This window comes from Serratia sp. 3ACOL1, assembly GCF_003668775.1.
Classification (GTDB): Bacteria; Pseudomonadota; Gammaproteobacteria; order Enterobacterales; family Enterobacteriaceae; genus Chania; species Chania fonticola.
On the sequence record NZ_CP033055.1, the window covers coordinates 3,864,801 to 3,879,963 of the forward strand.

Here is a 15,163-nt window from a genome sequence, read left to right on the forward strand (position 1 = left end):
ATTTTTTCACTCTTTATTGGAGGAGTTTTCAACCGGCGCAATCAGCGTCGGCTGGAATCGGTTGTGCTGCATCACCGGCATCTGTTTGCGGATGGTATGCAACTTGCCGGTATCCACGCGCACTTTCAGCGCGGAGACCGCGTCGGGGTTTTCTGCCAGCACATTGCCCCAGCTGTCTACCACCATGGAATGTCCCCAGGTGCGGCGGGTGGCCCCGTGACGGCCTACCTGCGCAGGAGCCAGGATCACACACTGGTTCTCGATAGCGCGGGCACGCAGCAAAATCTCCCAGTGTGCCTCACCGGTCACGCGGGTAAATGCGGCGGGCACCGAGATCAGTTCCGCACCTTGCGCGCGCAGCGCCTGATACAGGCCAGGGAAGCGCAGGTCGTAGCATATCGTCATGCCCAAGCGGCCAACCGGCGTATCAACCACCGTTAATTGCTGGCCATGCTGATAGGTATCCGACTCGCGGTAATGGGCATGGATATCATTGATATCCACGTCGAACATGTGCAGTTTGTCGTAACGGCCACGGATTTCGCCCTGATCGTCAAACAGCAGGCTGCTGGTGGTGATGCGTGTCGGATCTTCGCGGCTGATCAATGGCATAGAGCCAACCAGCAACCATACCCCATAACGGCGAGCCATATCACGCACCGCCTGCTGCAGCGGCCCGTGACCTTCCGTTTCCGCATGTTCACGGTAGGCGGCCGAGTTGGCAAACAGTAAGGCGTTCTCCGGAGTCATCACCAGTTTTATCCCGGGATTGAGCTGCTTGATCTGCTGCTCAATCTGGGCCAGGTTGTCCCGTATCTGCTCACCGCTACACAGCTGTAATAACGCAACGTTAGCATTTTTCATGGCGATTTATCCTCTTTTGGCTTACGCAACACCTCATGAATACTTGGGTGGTCCAGGCTACCGGTAATGTCATAGCGGATAAACGAGATCTTGCTCCACAACGGCCCCAGCACTTTCGAGGCCGCAAACACCGCCGCCCCCACAATCGGGTTGATCACAAACGCGGTCGCCACGCCAACCGTCGCCGAGATCTCTGGCGCTATCACGGCCTGCATATCAATCTGGCGTTTCACCAGGTCGATCTGGCCGCTCATGGCGATATCCGCCGCCAGCCCATCCACCAAAAAGTTATCTGTATGCATTATGCCATCTTTCGCCCAGATAGTGCCGCGTATGGAGTCAAAGTAAAATCCATTACCGAAAGTATCACGGAAGTCGAACTGTAATTTACGCAGCAGGGCATCAAAGCTGACCAGGCGTAACAACTGCCCAGCCCGGCCACCACCGACGTTATCAATCTCGCCTTTGCCCAGATCGACCTTCATGGTGCCATTGAGCGTGTTGATCTGCGGTTTCCATGGCTGCCCATGCCAGTGCAGATCAAAATCGATATCGTAGGGTGCGTCTTTTAATGGAATGATCACGCCGAAGAAACTGGCGGTACGATCGATTTTGCTACCCAGCAGTTTGCCCTTTAACGCACTGCGCTCTTCCTGAGCGTTCTGTTTCCACAGGCCGGTGGCGCTCATACGGCCATAGCCAGTGTCCACTAAGCCATGGCTTAGCACCAGCGAGTCACCCTCACGTTTGAGATCGGCCTCCACCGTGCCAAGATTCTGCCCCATCATCCAGCAGGATTTACAACGCAACATCAGCGAAGGCCAATCCTGGAACGAGATCCGCTCCTTCGAGTCCAACGGGTTGGTTCCGCCAGCACTGCCGTCGCCGCTGGCAAACTGCGGGTTGTAGTAAAGATAGCCGAGATCCGCGCGCCACACGCCCTTATCCGGCATCGACAGGCTACCATCAATCTCTTTACCCTTGGCGGTAACGGTCGTTCCCGCCAACTGCTGCACGACCGCCAGCTGAAGGTTATGCCACGCCTGTCCGCCCAGCGTCAGCTGTGGGGTTTCGAGCGTTACGCTGGTTGGGAACACAAAGTTGCCCACCTTGCCTGCACCACTGCTTTGCTTCATCGCCGGTGCCAATAGCCCCAGCCATTGCTCGCCATCCAGCGCGGGAAGATTGAGCACCAGGGATTTATCTTTGGGTAACGTTGGGGTAGCGGAACCACCGGTTTGCCAGGCGGCACGTGCCAGCGTCACCTGCTGTTTGGCCAGCAGCCATTCGCTGTTGAAGTGGTTTTGCTTGCCCGCACTGCCATTGAGCATAAATCCTTGCAGGCCGCCATTCACTTTTACGCTAACCGGTAACGCTTCCCCTGCGGCTTTATTCAGGGGAGAAGGTAAGTGACTGCTTACTTTTTTCAGATCGGCATTCACACCAATCTCATAGTTCGGCTCGCCTTTATGCGGCAGGTTGATCGCCACTTTACCCTGCCAGGCCGCGCTGCCTGCCAGCTTTTTGGCAAACTCTGGCGGCAGGCCTTCAACCTTGGCCGGTTGCCAATCGCCTTTCAGCCCAACGTTAACCTTATAATCCTGTTTGCCTTCCAGCGTATCGAAGTTGACCGTCAGCGGCTGCCCAAACCAGTTGGCCGTCAGGGTATCGCTCTGCAGGTTGCCGTTGTCGAAACGGAACTTGCCGCTCACTCTCTCTAGCTGGCTCTCCAGCGGCTTGACCAACAGCGAGTTGTTATTCAGCGTCACTTCACCGCTGGCGTTAACCAGCTCACCGTCCAACGGAATATTCAGATGTAAGCGCCCACTTACATTGCCACCCACCTGCAGCTCATCTAATGCCGCCCCGACAGAGTCATCCAGTGGGGTCTGCATGAAATAGTCGTGGATAGCTTGCCCGGTCCCCGCAACGTCGGCATCAATCAACAGGCGTTGTTTGCTATAGTCCGGAATGACGGCGCTAATGTTTCTGCCCGTCGCATTGCCCAGTTTGGTTTGCGGCGCATTCATCCACAGGCCATTGTTGGCAAAGTCGAGGTCGATCGCCAGATCGTCCAGCGCTGGCCATTCCGGCTGGAACTGGAAGGTAGCGTGGCGTAGTGGGACAAACACCTGAAACTGCCCTTCGTTCTTCTCATACGGGAAGTGCTGTGGATCGCCCGCATAAATCAGGGAAGCATTATCAACCTGCCCACCCTGGATCGCTTCGCTGAGGTAATCCACCAAATGTTTACCCATCAGCGGTTCAGGGAAATAACGCCAGGCATCGGCGGCATCATACAAACGGATGCCAGCCAGAATATCCAGCCAAGGCTCGCCGTTGGCCGGTTGCTGATAGCGGAAATCACCGTTAATCCACAGGGATTTGGCCTGTACATCCAGACTTTGGCTTGCCAATTGCCAGCCTTGAGCGTTGTTTTGCCAGGTCAACGCCCCGCTTGCACGGCCGATCTCCAACGGTGCCCGGAACATATCGCCATAAGGCAGCGTGCTGTTGTTCAGCCCCAGCGTCAGACGGCCGTTTTCCACGCCCCCGGTTAACGCGCCGGAAAAGTGATCGACGCCCGGCAACAGTTTCCAATGTTGCCAGCTCAGATCCTGCCACCACGCCTGAAAACGGGTTTTTTCCGGCTGTTGCAGTGGGATATCCAGCGCCAGCGCCCTGAGCATGCCGCTAGGTTGTAAGTCTTTCCAGTGCTCCAGCACTTCCGGGCTGAGGAACGAGAAGGTAGGCAGCAACGCTTCCAACCGTTCCAACTGGATGCCGGTGGCACGGATACGGAGTTCTTCACTCTGGTTTGGCCCGATAAATTGGGTATTTTCCGGCAACCACAGCGCAGTAAGGGTTCCCGGTGCCCAGGCTTGGCCATCGGTTTTCAGGTTCAGGGCTGGCACATGCACCTGCCAGCCGTTGCCCTCACGGCTCAGTGCCAGCGCCAGATTATCGACGTCCAGCCGGTGTTGATCGCCACCCGCCGACCAACTGGCGGTGCCTTTATTAAGCAGGGCATTACCGCTGTAGATTGCACCATTCTTGATATTGAGCCAGGCAGCCAGGCTGAAATCGGCGCTTTCGAGACCGGTATTGGTTTGCAGCCAGCGGCTGAACCAGGGCTTCATGTCGATCTCATCGGCCTGCATATAAATGGTGCCGGTGTTGAGCAACCCCTGCTCATCCCGCAGATCCAGGCGTAGCTGGACCGCACCGTGCTGGCCATTCAGACTGGTCAGGCTGATTTGACCTTCTGCGCGGTGGCGGTTTTGGCTGTTGAGCCAGGTCATTTGCGGGATGTGGAATTCAGCACGCGAGCCTGATGGGGTAAGGAACGAGAGGCGGCTGTTGCGCAGATCAAAGTGATCCAATTGATACAGGAACAGATCGCTGACCCCGTTCGGGGTAAGGCCATTTCCATTACTGCCTTCACCCCCGAGCGTCGTGTTAAGATCGAGCTGCAGTTGATAGAAGGTGAGATCGCGGAACTGCCAGCGCCAATGCAGCAGGGATTGCCACACGTCCAGCGCCAGCGTGACCCGCTCGATCTGGATCGTGCTTTTTGGCAAGGCCAAACGGATGTTGCGGGCTTCCAGCGTTGGGCCAAAGGTTTCCCAACTGCCCTGGACATAGTCGGCTTCGACGGGCACCCCGGCGATCGCCTGCACCTTCTCCAGCAATTGCGGGCGATAGTGGTTAAGCTCAGGCAGCACCAGACGCAACCCGCTGATCAGCAACGCCACAACAACTATCAAAATGGCGCCTGTGGCTAACAGGATCCCGGGCAGTCGCCTCACGCATTTCTCCTTAATGACCAAATATATAACCTAACGCTTGTGCCCCTCACCCTAACCCTCTCCCACAGGGAGAGGGGACCGATCGAGTTAGGCTGAAAGTATTGTGATCCTTCATGAGCACCGGATGAGCCACCTTGGATGCGGGGCCGATCACGGTTGCCTAGATGACTTCTTTACCTCCCAAAGAGCAGGAACTAACAGCTCCCTCTCCCCATGGGAGAGGGTTGGGGTGAGGGGTATTACATCATCACAACGTCAAACTGTTCCTGGCTGTATAACGGTTCGATCTGCACCTTGACCTGTTTGCCAACGAAGATTTCCACTTCCGCCAGCGCGTGTGACTCTTCACTTTTCAGCGCTTCACCTACGGCCGCAGATGCATAGACCAGGAAACGATCGGAATCATAAGCATGATGCACGCGCACGATCTCACGCATAATCTCATAGCAGACCGTTTCCACCGTTTTCACCGTTCCGCGCCCTTGGCAGGTCGGGCAGTCGTTACACAGCACATGCTCAATACTTTCACGCGTGCGTTTACGCGTCATCTCCACTAAGCCTAGCTGAGAGAAACCGTTGATCGTGGTTTTTACCCGATCTTTACTCAGCGCCAGCTCCAACGAGTGCAATACCCGGCGGCGGTGTTCATCATTGTTCATATCGATGAAATCAATGATGATGATGCCACCCAGGTTGCGCAGCCGCAGCTGGCGGGCAATGGCCTGCGTCGCTTCGATGTTGGTATTGAAGATGGTCTCATCAAGATTGCGGTGGCCAACAAAGGCCCCGGTGTTGATATCCACGGTGGTCATGGCTTCGGTTTGATCGATGATCAGGTAACCGCCGGACTTCAATTCAACCTTGCGCTCCAGCGCACGTTGGATCTCGTTCTCGACGTCGTACAGATCGAAGATCGGCTGGCTGCCGGTATACAGCTCCAGCTTATTGGTGATATCCGGGATGTACTCGCCGGTAAATTCCACCAGTTGGTCATGCGTCAGGCGTGAATCGACGCGGATACGATCCAGCGCCGCCCCGGCAAAGTCGCGCAGGATACGGTGCGCCAACGCCAGCTCGCCATACAGTTTGTACTTGGTCTGGTTACGCTTTTTGCGCTCCATGACCTTGGTCCACAAGCGCTTGAGGAAGGCGGCATCCTGCGCCAGCTCTTCTTCGCCGATCCCTTCCGCCGCGGTGCGGATGATAAAGCCGCCCAGATCGTCGCAATATCCCGCCACGGCGCGCTTAAGACGCTCGCGTTCGGCTTCGCTTTCAATGCGTTGGGAAACCCCCACGTGTGCTGCGCCCGGCATAAAGACCAGGTAGCGCGAAGGTAGAGTGATATCGGTAGTGAGGCGTGCGCCCTTGGTGCCAAGCGGATCTTTTACCACCTGAACCATCAGGTCCTGCCCCTGACGTACCAGTTCGGCGATATCACGCACGGAGAAATTCTTTTGTTCATCACCGGCAACACACTCGGTGTGCGGCATGATATCGGAGGCGTGCAGGAAGGCCGCTTTATCCAGGCCAATATCGACAAAGGCCGCCTGCATGCCGGGTAACACGCGGCTGACACGCCCTTTGTAGATATTGCCCACGATGCCACGCTTGGCTTCGCGCTCAATATGGATCTCTTGCAGAATGCCGCCGTCAATATAGGCAACCCGCGTTTCCGACGGCGTAATATTTACCAGTAGCTCAGCTGTCATGCTTTCTCCTCAGAGCCGGTGTAGCGCCTGCCCCTTATCTTTCCTGTGCTCACGCTATGGCGGCGACGGGAAATCTAGTGGTGGCATCAACCGGTTCTTACCTCTCGTAATGCGACAAAATGACTGAGCAGCTCATGTGTTTCGACCAGCGGCAACCCCATCACCGCATGATAACTTCCGGTTATCGTTCTGACGAAACAACCACCCTTGCCTTGAATTCCGTAAGCGCCCGCTTTATCCATCGGTTCGCCCGTGGCGATATAGTCGCAGATATCCTGTGGTGACAGGTTGCGGAAGGTCACGTCGGTGACCACCATCTGGCATAAAACGCCCTGTTTATCGGCGATCGCCACGGCGGTCATCACCTGATGCTGTTTCCCGGACAAGGCTGCCAGCATCTGCGCCGCATGCTCTTCATCCCGCGGTTTTTCCAACACCTGGCCGTTCAACACCACGATAGTATCTGCCCCCAGCACGGGCCAATCCTGTTGCGCCAGGGATACACCCGCCCTGGCCTTATCCTGCGCCAGACGGCGAACGTAATTTTCCGCCGCCTCCCCTTCCTGCCGCTGCTCTTCAGTATGCGTCAGAATGACTTCGAACGGTACGCCGAGCAGAGTCAGCAGTTCATGACGACGGGGGGAACCGGAAGCAAGATAGAGCGAAAACATCGTTATAACCTCATTGTACGGCAAACTGACGGCGGATCTTACGCATCAGCAGGAATAACCACGGCCAAAGCACGCCGTTGACCACACTACTCCAGAACACCTCGGGGCGGAAAGAGACGTTGATCACTAAAAACTCCGCCCAGAACACCACCACGTCCATGGCCAATGATAGCAGCACAACGATCAGCGCTTGCTGCCACAGTGCCATATTGCGGAATAATTGGAATTTGAACGCGACGAGATAGGCGATGATGCCCATGGCCAGCGCACGTACGCCGAGCGTGGAACCCAGGATCAAATCCATAATCAGCCCCAGGATAAAGCCGGTGCCGACGTTAACCCGATGGGGTAACGCCATCACCCAGTAAGTGAGGATCAGCAGCAGCCAGGATGGCCGAAACATGTAGATTTGCTCCGGCCACGGCATGATTTGCAGCACTAATGCCACCAGGAATGACAGCCAGATAATCCAGCGCCCGTTGCTGCGATAGCGATTCATCGGGTTGTCCCCACCGGTGGCGGCTGAACGGTACCGGTAGCGGGAGCGGGCAGCGGAGCCGGTGGGCCCATGGCATCAGCCGGTGGCAATACCTGCGGCATCATCTGCATCAGGCGTTCATTGGCAACGCGATGGACTTCTTCCGGCGGCAGCGGCATGGTGCCGTTGCGATCGGCGCCCCATAGTAACAACAGATAGCGCAAGCGTTGCAGACCAGCGGTTGGCCGCGCCTGGATCACGGTATAGGCGCGTTGGTTATCCACTTTTACCGAGGACACCACAGCTACCGGATACCCTTCCGGGAAGCGCCCGCCCAAACCGGAGGTGACCAACACATCCCCGACGCGGATATCGGTATTGCCCGGCAAATGTTCCAGCTGCAGATCATCCGTACAGCCACTGCCTGCGGCAATCACCCGGATATCATTGCGCAATACCTGGATCGGCAATGCATGGGAAGCATCACAGATCAGCAGGACGCGGCTGGTCATTTTAGCCACCGCCACCACCTGCCCGACCACGCCTTTATCACTGATAACCGGCTGGCCTTCATAAACCCCGTTGTCCGACCCTTTATCAATCACTACTTGATCGCTATAGGGGTCTGAACCGGTGGAGATCACCTGAGTGACCATTTTGTGTTCGTCCTGGCGCAACGGCGAGCCCAGCAGCTCACGCAAACGGGCATTTTCCTGTTTGAATTGGCCAAGAAGAAGATTATCGCTGTTTTTGAGTAACAGTTCCTGCCGCAGAGCACGATTTTCCAGCTCTAGCTGTTGGCGGGTAGCCAGCGTTTCCGATACGCTGTCCAAAACTTTACGCGGCCCATTAGCCAAGAAGTAAAAAGGGCTGACGGCGGTGTCCATGTAGTTTCGTATTTTAACGAACGTACCGAGCCGGCTGTCGGCAACGATCAGTGCAATCGCCACGATCACTGCCAGGAAAAGTCGTAGTTGCAGGGAAGGCCCCCTGCTAAAAATCGGCTTCATAAATTATGCACGTTCCTCGACAACAGAAAGAGGAACGCACCAGATGCCAGGTTAATGCCGTCATCCGCTACGATCCCTCCATTCTGGGGCTGCTCACTATTCTTCGCTGAACAAATCGCCGCCATGCATGTCGATCATTTCCAACGCCTTGCCACCACCGCGAGCCACACAGGTGAGAGGATCTTCAGCCACCACGACCGGGATACCGGTCTCTTCCATCAGCAGGCGATCCAGGTTACGCAGCAATGCGCCACCACCGGTCAGCACCATACCGCGTTCGGAGATGTCGGAAGCCAGTTCCGGCGGGCACTGTTCCAGCGCAACCATGACCGCGCTGACGATGCCGGTCAGAGGTTCCTGCAAAGCTTCGAGAATTTCATTGGAGTTCATGGTGAAACCACGCGGCACACCTTCTGCCAGGTTACGGCCACGCACTTCAATTTCACGCACTTCGTCATCCGGATAGGCCGAGCCGATGCCGTGCTTGATACGTTCTGCAGTAGCTTCACCGATCAGTGAACCGTAGTTACGGCGCACGTAATTAATGATGGCTTCGTCAAAGCGGTCGCCGCCGATACGTACGGAAGAGGAGTACACCACGCCGTTAAGCGAGATCACCGCCACTTCAGTGGTACCACCACCGATATCAACCACCATGGAGCCAGTGGCTTCCGATACTGGCAGACCCGCACCGATCGCCGCAGCCATAGGCTCTTCAATCAGGAAGACTTCACGCGCGCCTGCACCCTGAGCGGACTCACGGATCGCACGGCGTTCAACCTGGGTGGCACCAACAGGTACGCAAACCAGTACGCGCGGGCTAGGGCGCATAAAGCTGTTGCTGTGAACCTGCTTGATGAAATGCTGCAGCATTTTTTCGGTGACAAAGAAGTCGGCGATCACGCCGTCTTTCATTGGGCGAATAGCAGCGATATTGCCAGGCGTACGCCCCAGCATTTGCTTGGCGTCATGACCTACGGCCGCAACGCTCTTGGGTGAGCCGGCACGATCCTGACGAATGGCAACCACCGACGGTTCATTCAGTACAATGCCTTGTCCTTTAACATAAATCAGGGTATTGGCGGTACCCAAGTCGATGGACAAGTCATTAGAAAACATGCCACGAAATTTCTTAAACATAACGAAAGGATAATCCTGCAAGCTGGGGGCGGAAAATAAAATCCGCCTACTTTACCAACCACACGAAGCAGCGACAAGGCGCAAAAACGTCCTACTTCGGTGAAAATTAGTCTGCGTTATTTGTGACCGAATGCACGGAAAGCGAATGGGGCCTGATATCCCTCAACAAAGGCTCAGCTAGCCACCAAATCAACGTACCAAACGGCAGTAACACAGCTCATAAAATCTAACATTTTTCCTGATTGTCACCGGTGGTAAGCACCTACTGACGCCCACAGGAAAAGACGGGCCATTCTACGTTAATTTTTGCCCGGTCATCAGGTTAAACACGATATCGACGCGAATATTTTTTGCGAGCTATATCGATCGGCTCTGGCGAAGCGAAAAAGTCCCCCTGCCCACCTAGGATCCCGCGCTCTTTCAGCGTCTGCCATTCGTTGCGCGTACGCACGCTGGCGGCAAAAACCTTCGCTTGAGTGCCTTCGCAGGCACCGGTCAGGCTCTGTACGAACAGCTGATTCTCATCCCGCCGGTCAATACTCCGTACCAACCCTGGGTGAAGCTTGACGATCTCCACCGGTAACGACTTGATATAAGAGGTACTCACCACCGTCAACCCGGCCTGAGAAACCGCCAGACGACAGCCCAATCCGGTCAGCAATCGCAGCACCGGACGCAAACGGTCGATATGTTGACACACATCTGCCTCTGCAAGTTCAATCAGAATTCGCCTGCGGTGACTTTTTTCACACTGTAACAGGGTATCGCGCAGCCAACGTTGAAAACTGCGCTGCAATAATGAATCAACGCATAGTGGAAACGCCAGCGTCTCTTCCGGCCACAGTGCCAATAAAGGAATAATCCGATTCATCTGCTGGCGGTCATAGCTTTCCGCCAAGCCAAGCTGATTGACCAGCGGCATATACTCGGCAGGCAACAGTTCCTGTGCGCCATCATAAATCCGGCTCATGATTTCGCGGTGATGCACATCACCTTCCACCGTCACCGCCGGCTTTTGATATAGACGAGGACCGCCACGGGCCAGCACCTGTTCAAGCAGTGTGCGCCATTTAACGCTGCCGCGCCCCTTCTCTGGCACATCGCTATCATAAACGTACCAGCCGTTTTCGCCTTGAAGTACGGCGTGGCGGGTCGCCTGTTCGGCGTAATCGATGATTTCTTCCGTGGTCTGCCCACTACGGTAGGCCACAATACCAATATGCAAGAACGCCTCACGGTCAATCAGCGCCGTTGAGGGCAAGGAGTCGATCGCGTTGACCAGCTGCGCCGCGATGCCGTCCGCTTCTTTCAGCGTGCGGTGTGGCAGCAGAACGGTAAAATCACTGTGGAAGTAACGGGCCAGTAAGGCGGCAGGATAGCGCATGACAAAAGTGGACAGCAGGTTGACCAACGAATACATCAGCTCCTGCACCGCTGGATTGCCGTGGATTTCACGCAGGGTATCGAAATCCGGCAGGCGCACCATCATGACGATGCCGTGTGATCCGACATCTTCCAGTTGAGTAGTGAGCTGGTTATCAAAGAACAGCCGGTTATTGAGGCCGGTTTTCGCATCCTGAGCGGCAAAAGCACGGATCAGGGTATCTACCCGGCTACGCTCCTCACGTGCTTCGGCCAAATCGGCCAGCAAGCGATCCAACGCACCGCTGACGCTGGCGGGCCATTCGCGAACGTCTCCCTTCAGCACCTGTTCACGCTCGCCGTTGAGAATGCGCCGCGCTCGGCGCTCCAGGCGATCTTCACCTACTGCCTGTTCACGCAGCCAGCGTAAACTGAACAGCAGGATCACCACCATGATGACAATCGACAGCGTGACCGCCGCCGTGGACTGCAATGAACGCACGTCGCTGGCGAACGGATCGAGGTAGGTGACATTCACCCGGGTGCCGGGGTGATGCATCATGTTTAACGAGGTTTGGCGGTAGCCAGCCAGCGATGCCCAAGGGGCTTTGATGGTCGGCAGGCTGTAGGAGAAAAGGTTGCTGGTTTCGGTATCGACATGAATCGCAACGATGCCTAGCGGCCGCATCACCAAGGGCAGCCAGTTATCCTGAGCCTGCAGAGGTTGAAGCAGCATTGCCTGATCGATGGAAGTGGCCAAGGCTTCAAAACGGCGCTCTAGGCGCTCCTGGGTCACGTAAAAGAAACTGTATGAACACCCCATCAGCATCAAGAACATAGCCAATGCGACGAGCAGGGTGATTAGAGCAGAGAGTTTGGTTGTAAATCTCATCCCTGTGCCTTCTGCGCGATGATAAAATGAAGAGCCACCTTTTGATGTGCCAAGGCCCCGTTCCTGCTCGATTGAAAACAACGCAATACCCTGATATTAAAAATCATGAAGCGACTTCAATTTCTTTGCCAAGCATCAGGTTAGCTTTACAAAGCTATCAAGCCTGGTCGACGAAGAAAACCATTAAGCACTCTTTTTTTGTCCTTTATCAGGACAGGCTTTTTTATTATGCATATAGTCAGACAATACTGAACCAAACATTCATATGATATATGAAAAAACGGGGAACAATGACATGCGCGTATTATTATTGGAGCAAGCTGGCGAAAAAACCCTGGCACAAGTCAAGAATATTGATAGTGAGCAGTTGCCAGAGGGGGATGTGACGGTCGACGTCAACTGGTCCAGCCTCAACTATAAGGATGCCCTGGCGATCACCGGCACGGGGAAAATCATTCGTCACTTCCCAATGGTGCCTGGTATCGATTTTGCTGGCCTGGTACACAGCAGCAAAGATCCGCGTTTTAAACCAGGCCAGAGCGTAGTGCTCACCGGCTGGGGCGTTGGCGAAAATCACTGGGGCGGGTTGGGCGAGCAAGCCCGCGTTAGCGGCGAATGGTTGGTACCACTGCCAAAAGGGCTGTGTGAACGCAAAGCGATGATCCTCGGCACCGCCGGTTTTACCGCCATGCTGTGCGTGATGGCACTGGAAGAAGGCGGAGTGAAACCGGAGGACGGCGACGTTCTGGTCACCGGAGCCAGCGGCGGCGTCGGCAGCACGGCGGTCGCCCTACTGTCCGCTCTTGGCTATAGCGTCACCGCCATCAGCGGGCGCGACAGCAATACCGACTATCTGAAATCCCTCGGTGCCAAAACCGTGCTGCCCCGCAGCGAGTATATTGAAACACCGCGCCCGCTGGAGAAACAGCTGTGGGCCGGCGCCATCGACACCGTCGGCGACAAATTGCTGGCTCGCGTGCTGGCGCAGATGAATTACAACGGCACCGTTGCCGCCTGCGGCTTGGCGGGAGGCTACCAGTTGCCGACTACCGTGATGCCGTTTATCTTGCGTAACGTGCGTCTGCAAGGCGTTGATTCTGTGCTCACGCCGCTGCATCGTCGCCAAACCGCATGGGAACGTCTGGCCGGTATTCTGCCAGAAAGTTTCTATGAACAAGCCACCCAGGAAATTCAGCTGGAAGACGTGCCTGCCGCGGCTACCGCGCTGATGAACAATCAGATCACTGGCCGCACCCTGGTAAAAATCCGTTCATAATCTGTGGGGCGCCGCATCCGGCGCCTGCTTTTTCCCCACAAGAAATTACCTCCTGTTTACCTCTCTTTACATCCCCCCTCTCGCAGAAAGTTGGCTTTCACGCCATGCTTACACCATCACTTGCGGAGAAAAAAAATGAAACAACAGCGAAAACTGACCGAAGCCGATGTCACGCCGGAAAGCGTGTTCTATCAGCGGCGCAAGGTGCTCCAGGCGCTAGGGATCACGGCAGCCTCGCTGGCTTTGCCCATCCAGGCACAGGCCGACTTGCTTTCCTGGTTCAAAGGTAACGATCGGCCCCCGGCTCCAGCAGGCAAACCGCTAGACTTCAGCAAGCCAGAAGCCTGGCAAGCCAAGCTGGAGCTGACGCCGGAAGAAAAAGTCATGGGGTACAATAATTTCTACGAGTTTGGCCTGGATAAGGCCGATCCCGCGGCCAACGCAGGCTCACTGAAAACGACGGACTGGAAGGTGAAAATCGACGGTGAAGTCGGCAAGCCCATCACGCTGGATATCGACGATTTACTCAAGCGATTCCCGCTGGAGCAACGCATTTATCGCATGCGCTGCGTCGAAGCCTGGTCGATGGTGGTGCCGTGGATCGGCTTTGAACTGGGCAAACTGCTTAAGCTGGCCGAGCCCAATAGCAACGCGCGCTACGTGGCTTTTCAAACGCTATACGATCCAGAACAGATGCCCGGCCAGAAAGATCGCTTTATTGGCGGTGGCCTCAAGTATCCCTATGTCGAAGGTTTGCGCCTTGATGAAGCCATGCATCCACTGGCTCTGTTGACCGTGGGCGTGTATGGCAAGATGCTGCCACCGCAAAACGGTGCTCCGGTGCGCCTGATCACTCCATGGAAGTACGGCTTCAAAGGCATCAAGTCTATCGTGCAGATCACCCTGACCCGCGAACAACCGCCAACCACCTGGAATCTGTCCGCTCCCAACGAATATGGTTTTTACGCCAACGTGAATCCCCATGTCGATCATCCGCGCTGGTCGCAGGCCACCGAACGCTTTATCGGTTCCGGCGGCATTCTGGATGTGAAACGTCAGCCGACACTGCTATTCAACGGTTATGCCGACCAGGTGGCTTCGCTATATCGCGGCCTCGATTTACGGGAGAACTTCTGAGTGCGCTTAACCCCCAAGCAGGTCACCTGGCTAAAAGTGGCCATCTACCTGGCGGCATTTCTGCCCTTTCTGTGGCTGGTGTTGTCTGTCGATCAGGGCTGGTTCAGCGCCGATCCGGCCAAGGATATCCAGCATTTTACCGGCAGGATGACGCTGAAGTTGCTGCTGGCCACCCTGCTCGTCACTCCATTGGCCCGCTACGCGCGCCAGCCGCTGCTGATCCGTTGCCGACGCCTGCTGGGTTTGTGGTGTTTTGCCTGGGGAACCTTGCATCTGGTAAGCTACTCGACGCTGGAACTGGGGCTGAGCAACATTGGCCTGCTGGGGCGCGAACTGGTAACTCGCCCCTATCTGACACTAGGTATCCTCTGCTGGTTGATTTTGTTGGCTCTGGCGGCCACCTCAACGCTATGGGCACAGCGTAAATTGGGGGCCAACTGGCAGAAGCTGCATAACTTCGTCTATCTGGTGGCGATCCTGGCACCGATCCACTACCTTTGGTCGGTAAAAACGTTGTCACCGCAGCCTTTTATTTACGCGTCGCTGGCGCTGCTGTTGTTAGCTCTGCGTTACAAGAAATTCCGCTCATGGTGGCGTAAACCGCGCTAAATCCGGCAAGATTGGCGATAAAAATCCCCTGGAGGGGCGCGGAACTTTTCTGTGTTCTACCCCTCATAATCCAATAGCGGCACTTGGTGTTTGCTGATTTAGGGTTGAATATCTTCGCTGATAAGACCAGTATTTAGCTGCGAATTGCCACGATATCGTTATAATGCCCGACCTTGAACCTGTCGCTGCAGCAAAATCTGCGCGTA

At 55.7% G+C, this 15,163-nt stretch carries 11 protein-coding genes; 3 read left to right on the forward strand and 8 right to left on the reverse strand.

The annotated features are described in order from the left end of the window. Positions 1-6: 6 nt before the first annotated feature. The 8 genes from nit1 to csrD form a co-directional block, all read right to left on the reverse strand. Complete coding sequence (gene nit1, locus D9980_RS17425) at positions 7-864, reverse strand: deaminated glutathione amidase (RefSeq protein ID WP_024483769.1); 858 nt, start codon at positions 862-864, stop codon at positions 7-9. Continuing rightward, the gene (gene yhdP, locus D9980_RS17430; protein ID WP_121607967.1) at positions 861-4,673 is read right to left on the reverse strand and encodes an AsmA2 domain-containing protein YhdP; all 3,813 of its coding nucleotides are present in this window, start codon (positions 4,671-4,673) and stop codon (positions 861-863) included. Before yhdP ends, nit1 begins: the two co-directional genes overlap by 4 nt. 239 nt (positions 4,674-4,912) lie before the next feature. After that, positions 4,913-6,382, reverse strand: a complete 1,470-nt coding sequence (gene rng, locus D9980_RS17435) for a ribonuclease G (RefSeq protein WP_021180761.1) — start codon at positions 6,380-6,382, stop codon at positions 4,913-4,915. Between the two features lie 86 nt (positions 6,383-6,468). Further along, positions 6,469-7,053 carry a nucleoside triphosphate pyrophosphatase gene (locus tag D9980_RS17440; RefSeq protein WP_121607968.1) on the reverse strand — a complete coding sequence of 195 codons (585 nt, stop codon included), beginning with the start codon at positions 7,051-7,053 and terminating at the stop codon, positions 6,469-6,471. Positions 7,054-7,063: 10 nt separating this feature from the next. After that, entirely contained in the window at positions 7,064-7,552 is a 489-nt protein-coding gene (gene mreD / locus D9980_RS17445; protein ID WP_024483772.1) for a rod shape-determining protein MreD, read from the reverse strand. Further along, positions 7,549-8,541, reverse strand: a complete 993-nt coding sequence (gene mreC, locus D9980_RS17450) for a rod shape-determining protein MreC (protein WP_024527964.1) — start codon at positions 8,539-8,541, stop codon at positions 7,549-7,551. The genes mreD and mreC overlap by 4 nt, the downstream gene beginning before the upstream one ends. A gap of 96 nt (positions 8,542-8,637) precedes the next feature. Continuing rightward, entirely contained in the window at positions 8,638-9,681 is a 1,044-nt protein-coding gene (gene mreB, locus D9980_RS17455; RefSeq protein WP_021180765.1) for a rod shape-determining protein MreB, read from the reverse strand. A 322-nt stretch (positions 9,682-10,003) separates the two neighbouring features. Then, a complete protein-coding gene (gene csrD, locus D9980_RS17460) occupies positions 10,004-11,935 on the reverse strand; it encodes an RNase E specificity factor CsrD (protein ID WP_121607969.1) in 1,932 nt (643 codons plus the stop codon). Positions 11,936-12,230: 295 nt separating this feature from the next. Here csrD and D9980_RS17465 point away from each other — a divergent pair, with 295 nt between their 5' ends. The 3 genes from D9980_RS17465 (at position 12,231) to msrQ (ending at position 14,957) form a co-directional block, all read left to right on the forward strand. Then, a complete protein-coding gene (locus D9980_RS17465) occupies positions 12,231-13,211 on the forward strand; it encodes an MDR family oxidoreductase (protein ID WP_121607970.1) in 981 nt (326 codons plus the stop codon). A gap of 135 nt (positions 13,212-13,346) precedes the next feature. Continuing rightward, positions 13,347-14,348, forward strand: coding sequence for a protein-methionine-sulfoxide reductase catalytic subunit MsrP (msrP, locus tag D9980_RS17470; RefSeq protein WP_021180768.1), 1,002 nt, complete (start codon positions 13,347-13,349; stop codon positions 14,346-14,348). Then, positions 14,349-14,957, forward strand: a complete 609-nt coding sequence (msrQ, locus tag D9980_RS17475; RefSeq protein WP_121607971.1) for a protein-methionine-sulfoxide reductase heme-binding subunit MsrQ — start codon at positions 14,349-14,351, stop codon at positions 14,955-14,957. Positions 14,958-15,163 lie beyond the last annotated feature (206 nt).

What these genes read in the sequence shown, in the direction of transcription:
- mreD (WP_024483772.1), bottom strand. Translation starts at nt 7,552, where the DNA reads ATGAATCGCTATCGCAGCAACGGGCGCTGGATTATCTGGCTGTCATTC.
- D9980_RS17465 (WP_121607970.1), top strand. Translation starts at nt 12,231, where the DNA reads ATGCGCGTATTATTATTGGAGCAAGCTGGCGAAAAAACCCTGGCACAA.
- D9980_RS17440 (WP_121607968.1), bottom strand. Translation starts at nt 7,053, where the DNA reads ATGTTTTCGCTCTATCTTGCTTCCGGTTCCCCCCGTCGTCATGAACTG.
- mreB (WP_021180765.1), bottom strand. Translation starts at nt 9,681, where the DNA reads ATGTTTAAGAAATTTCGTGGCATGTTTTCTAATGACTTGTCCATCGAC.
- mreC (WP_024527964.1), bottom strand. Translation starts at nt 8,541, where the DNA reads ATGAAGCCGATTTTTAGCAGGGGGCCTTCCCTGCAACTACGACTTTTC.
- csrD (WP_121607969.1), bottom strand. Translation starts at nt 11,935, where the DNA reads ATGAGATTTACAACCAAACTCTCTGCTCTAATCACCCTGCTCGTCGCA.
- msrP (WP_021180768.1), top strand. Translation starts at nt 13,347, where the DNA reads ATGAAACAACAGCGAAAACTGACCGAAGCCGATGTCACGCCGGAAAGC.
- nit1 (WP_024483769.1), bottom strand. Translation starts at nt 864, where the DNA reads ATGAAAAATGCTAACGTTGCGTTATTACAGCTGTGTAGCGGTGAGCAG.
- rng (WP_021180761.1), bottom strand. Translation starts at nt 6,382, where the DNA reads ATGACAGCTGAGCTACTGGTAAATATTACGCCGTCGGAAACGCGGGTT.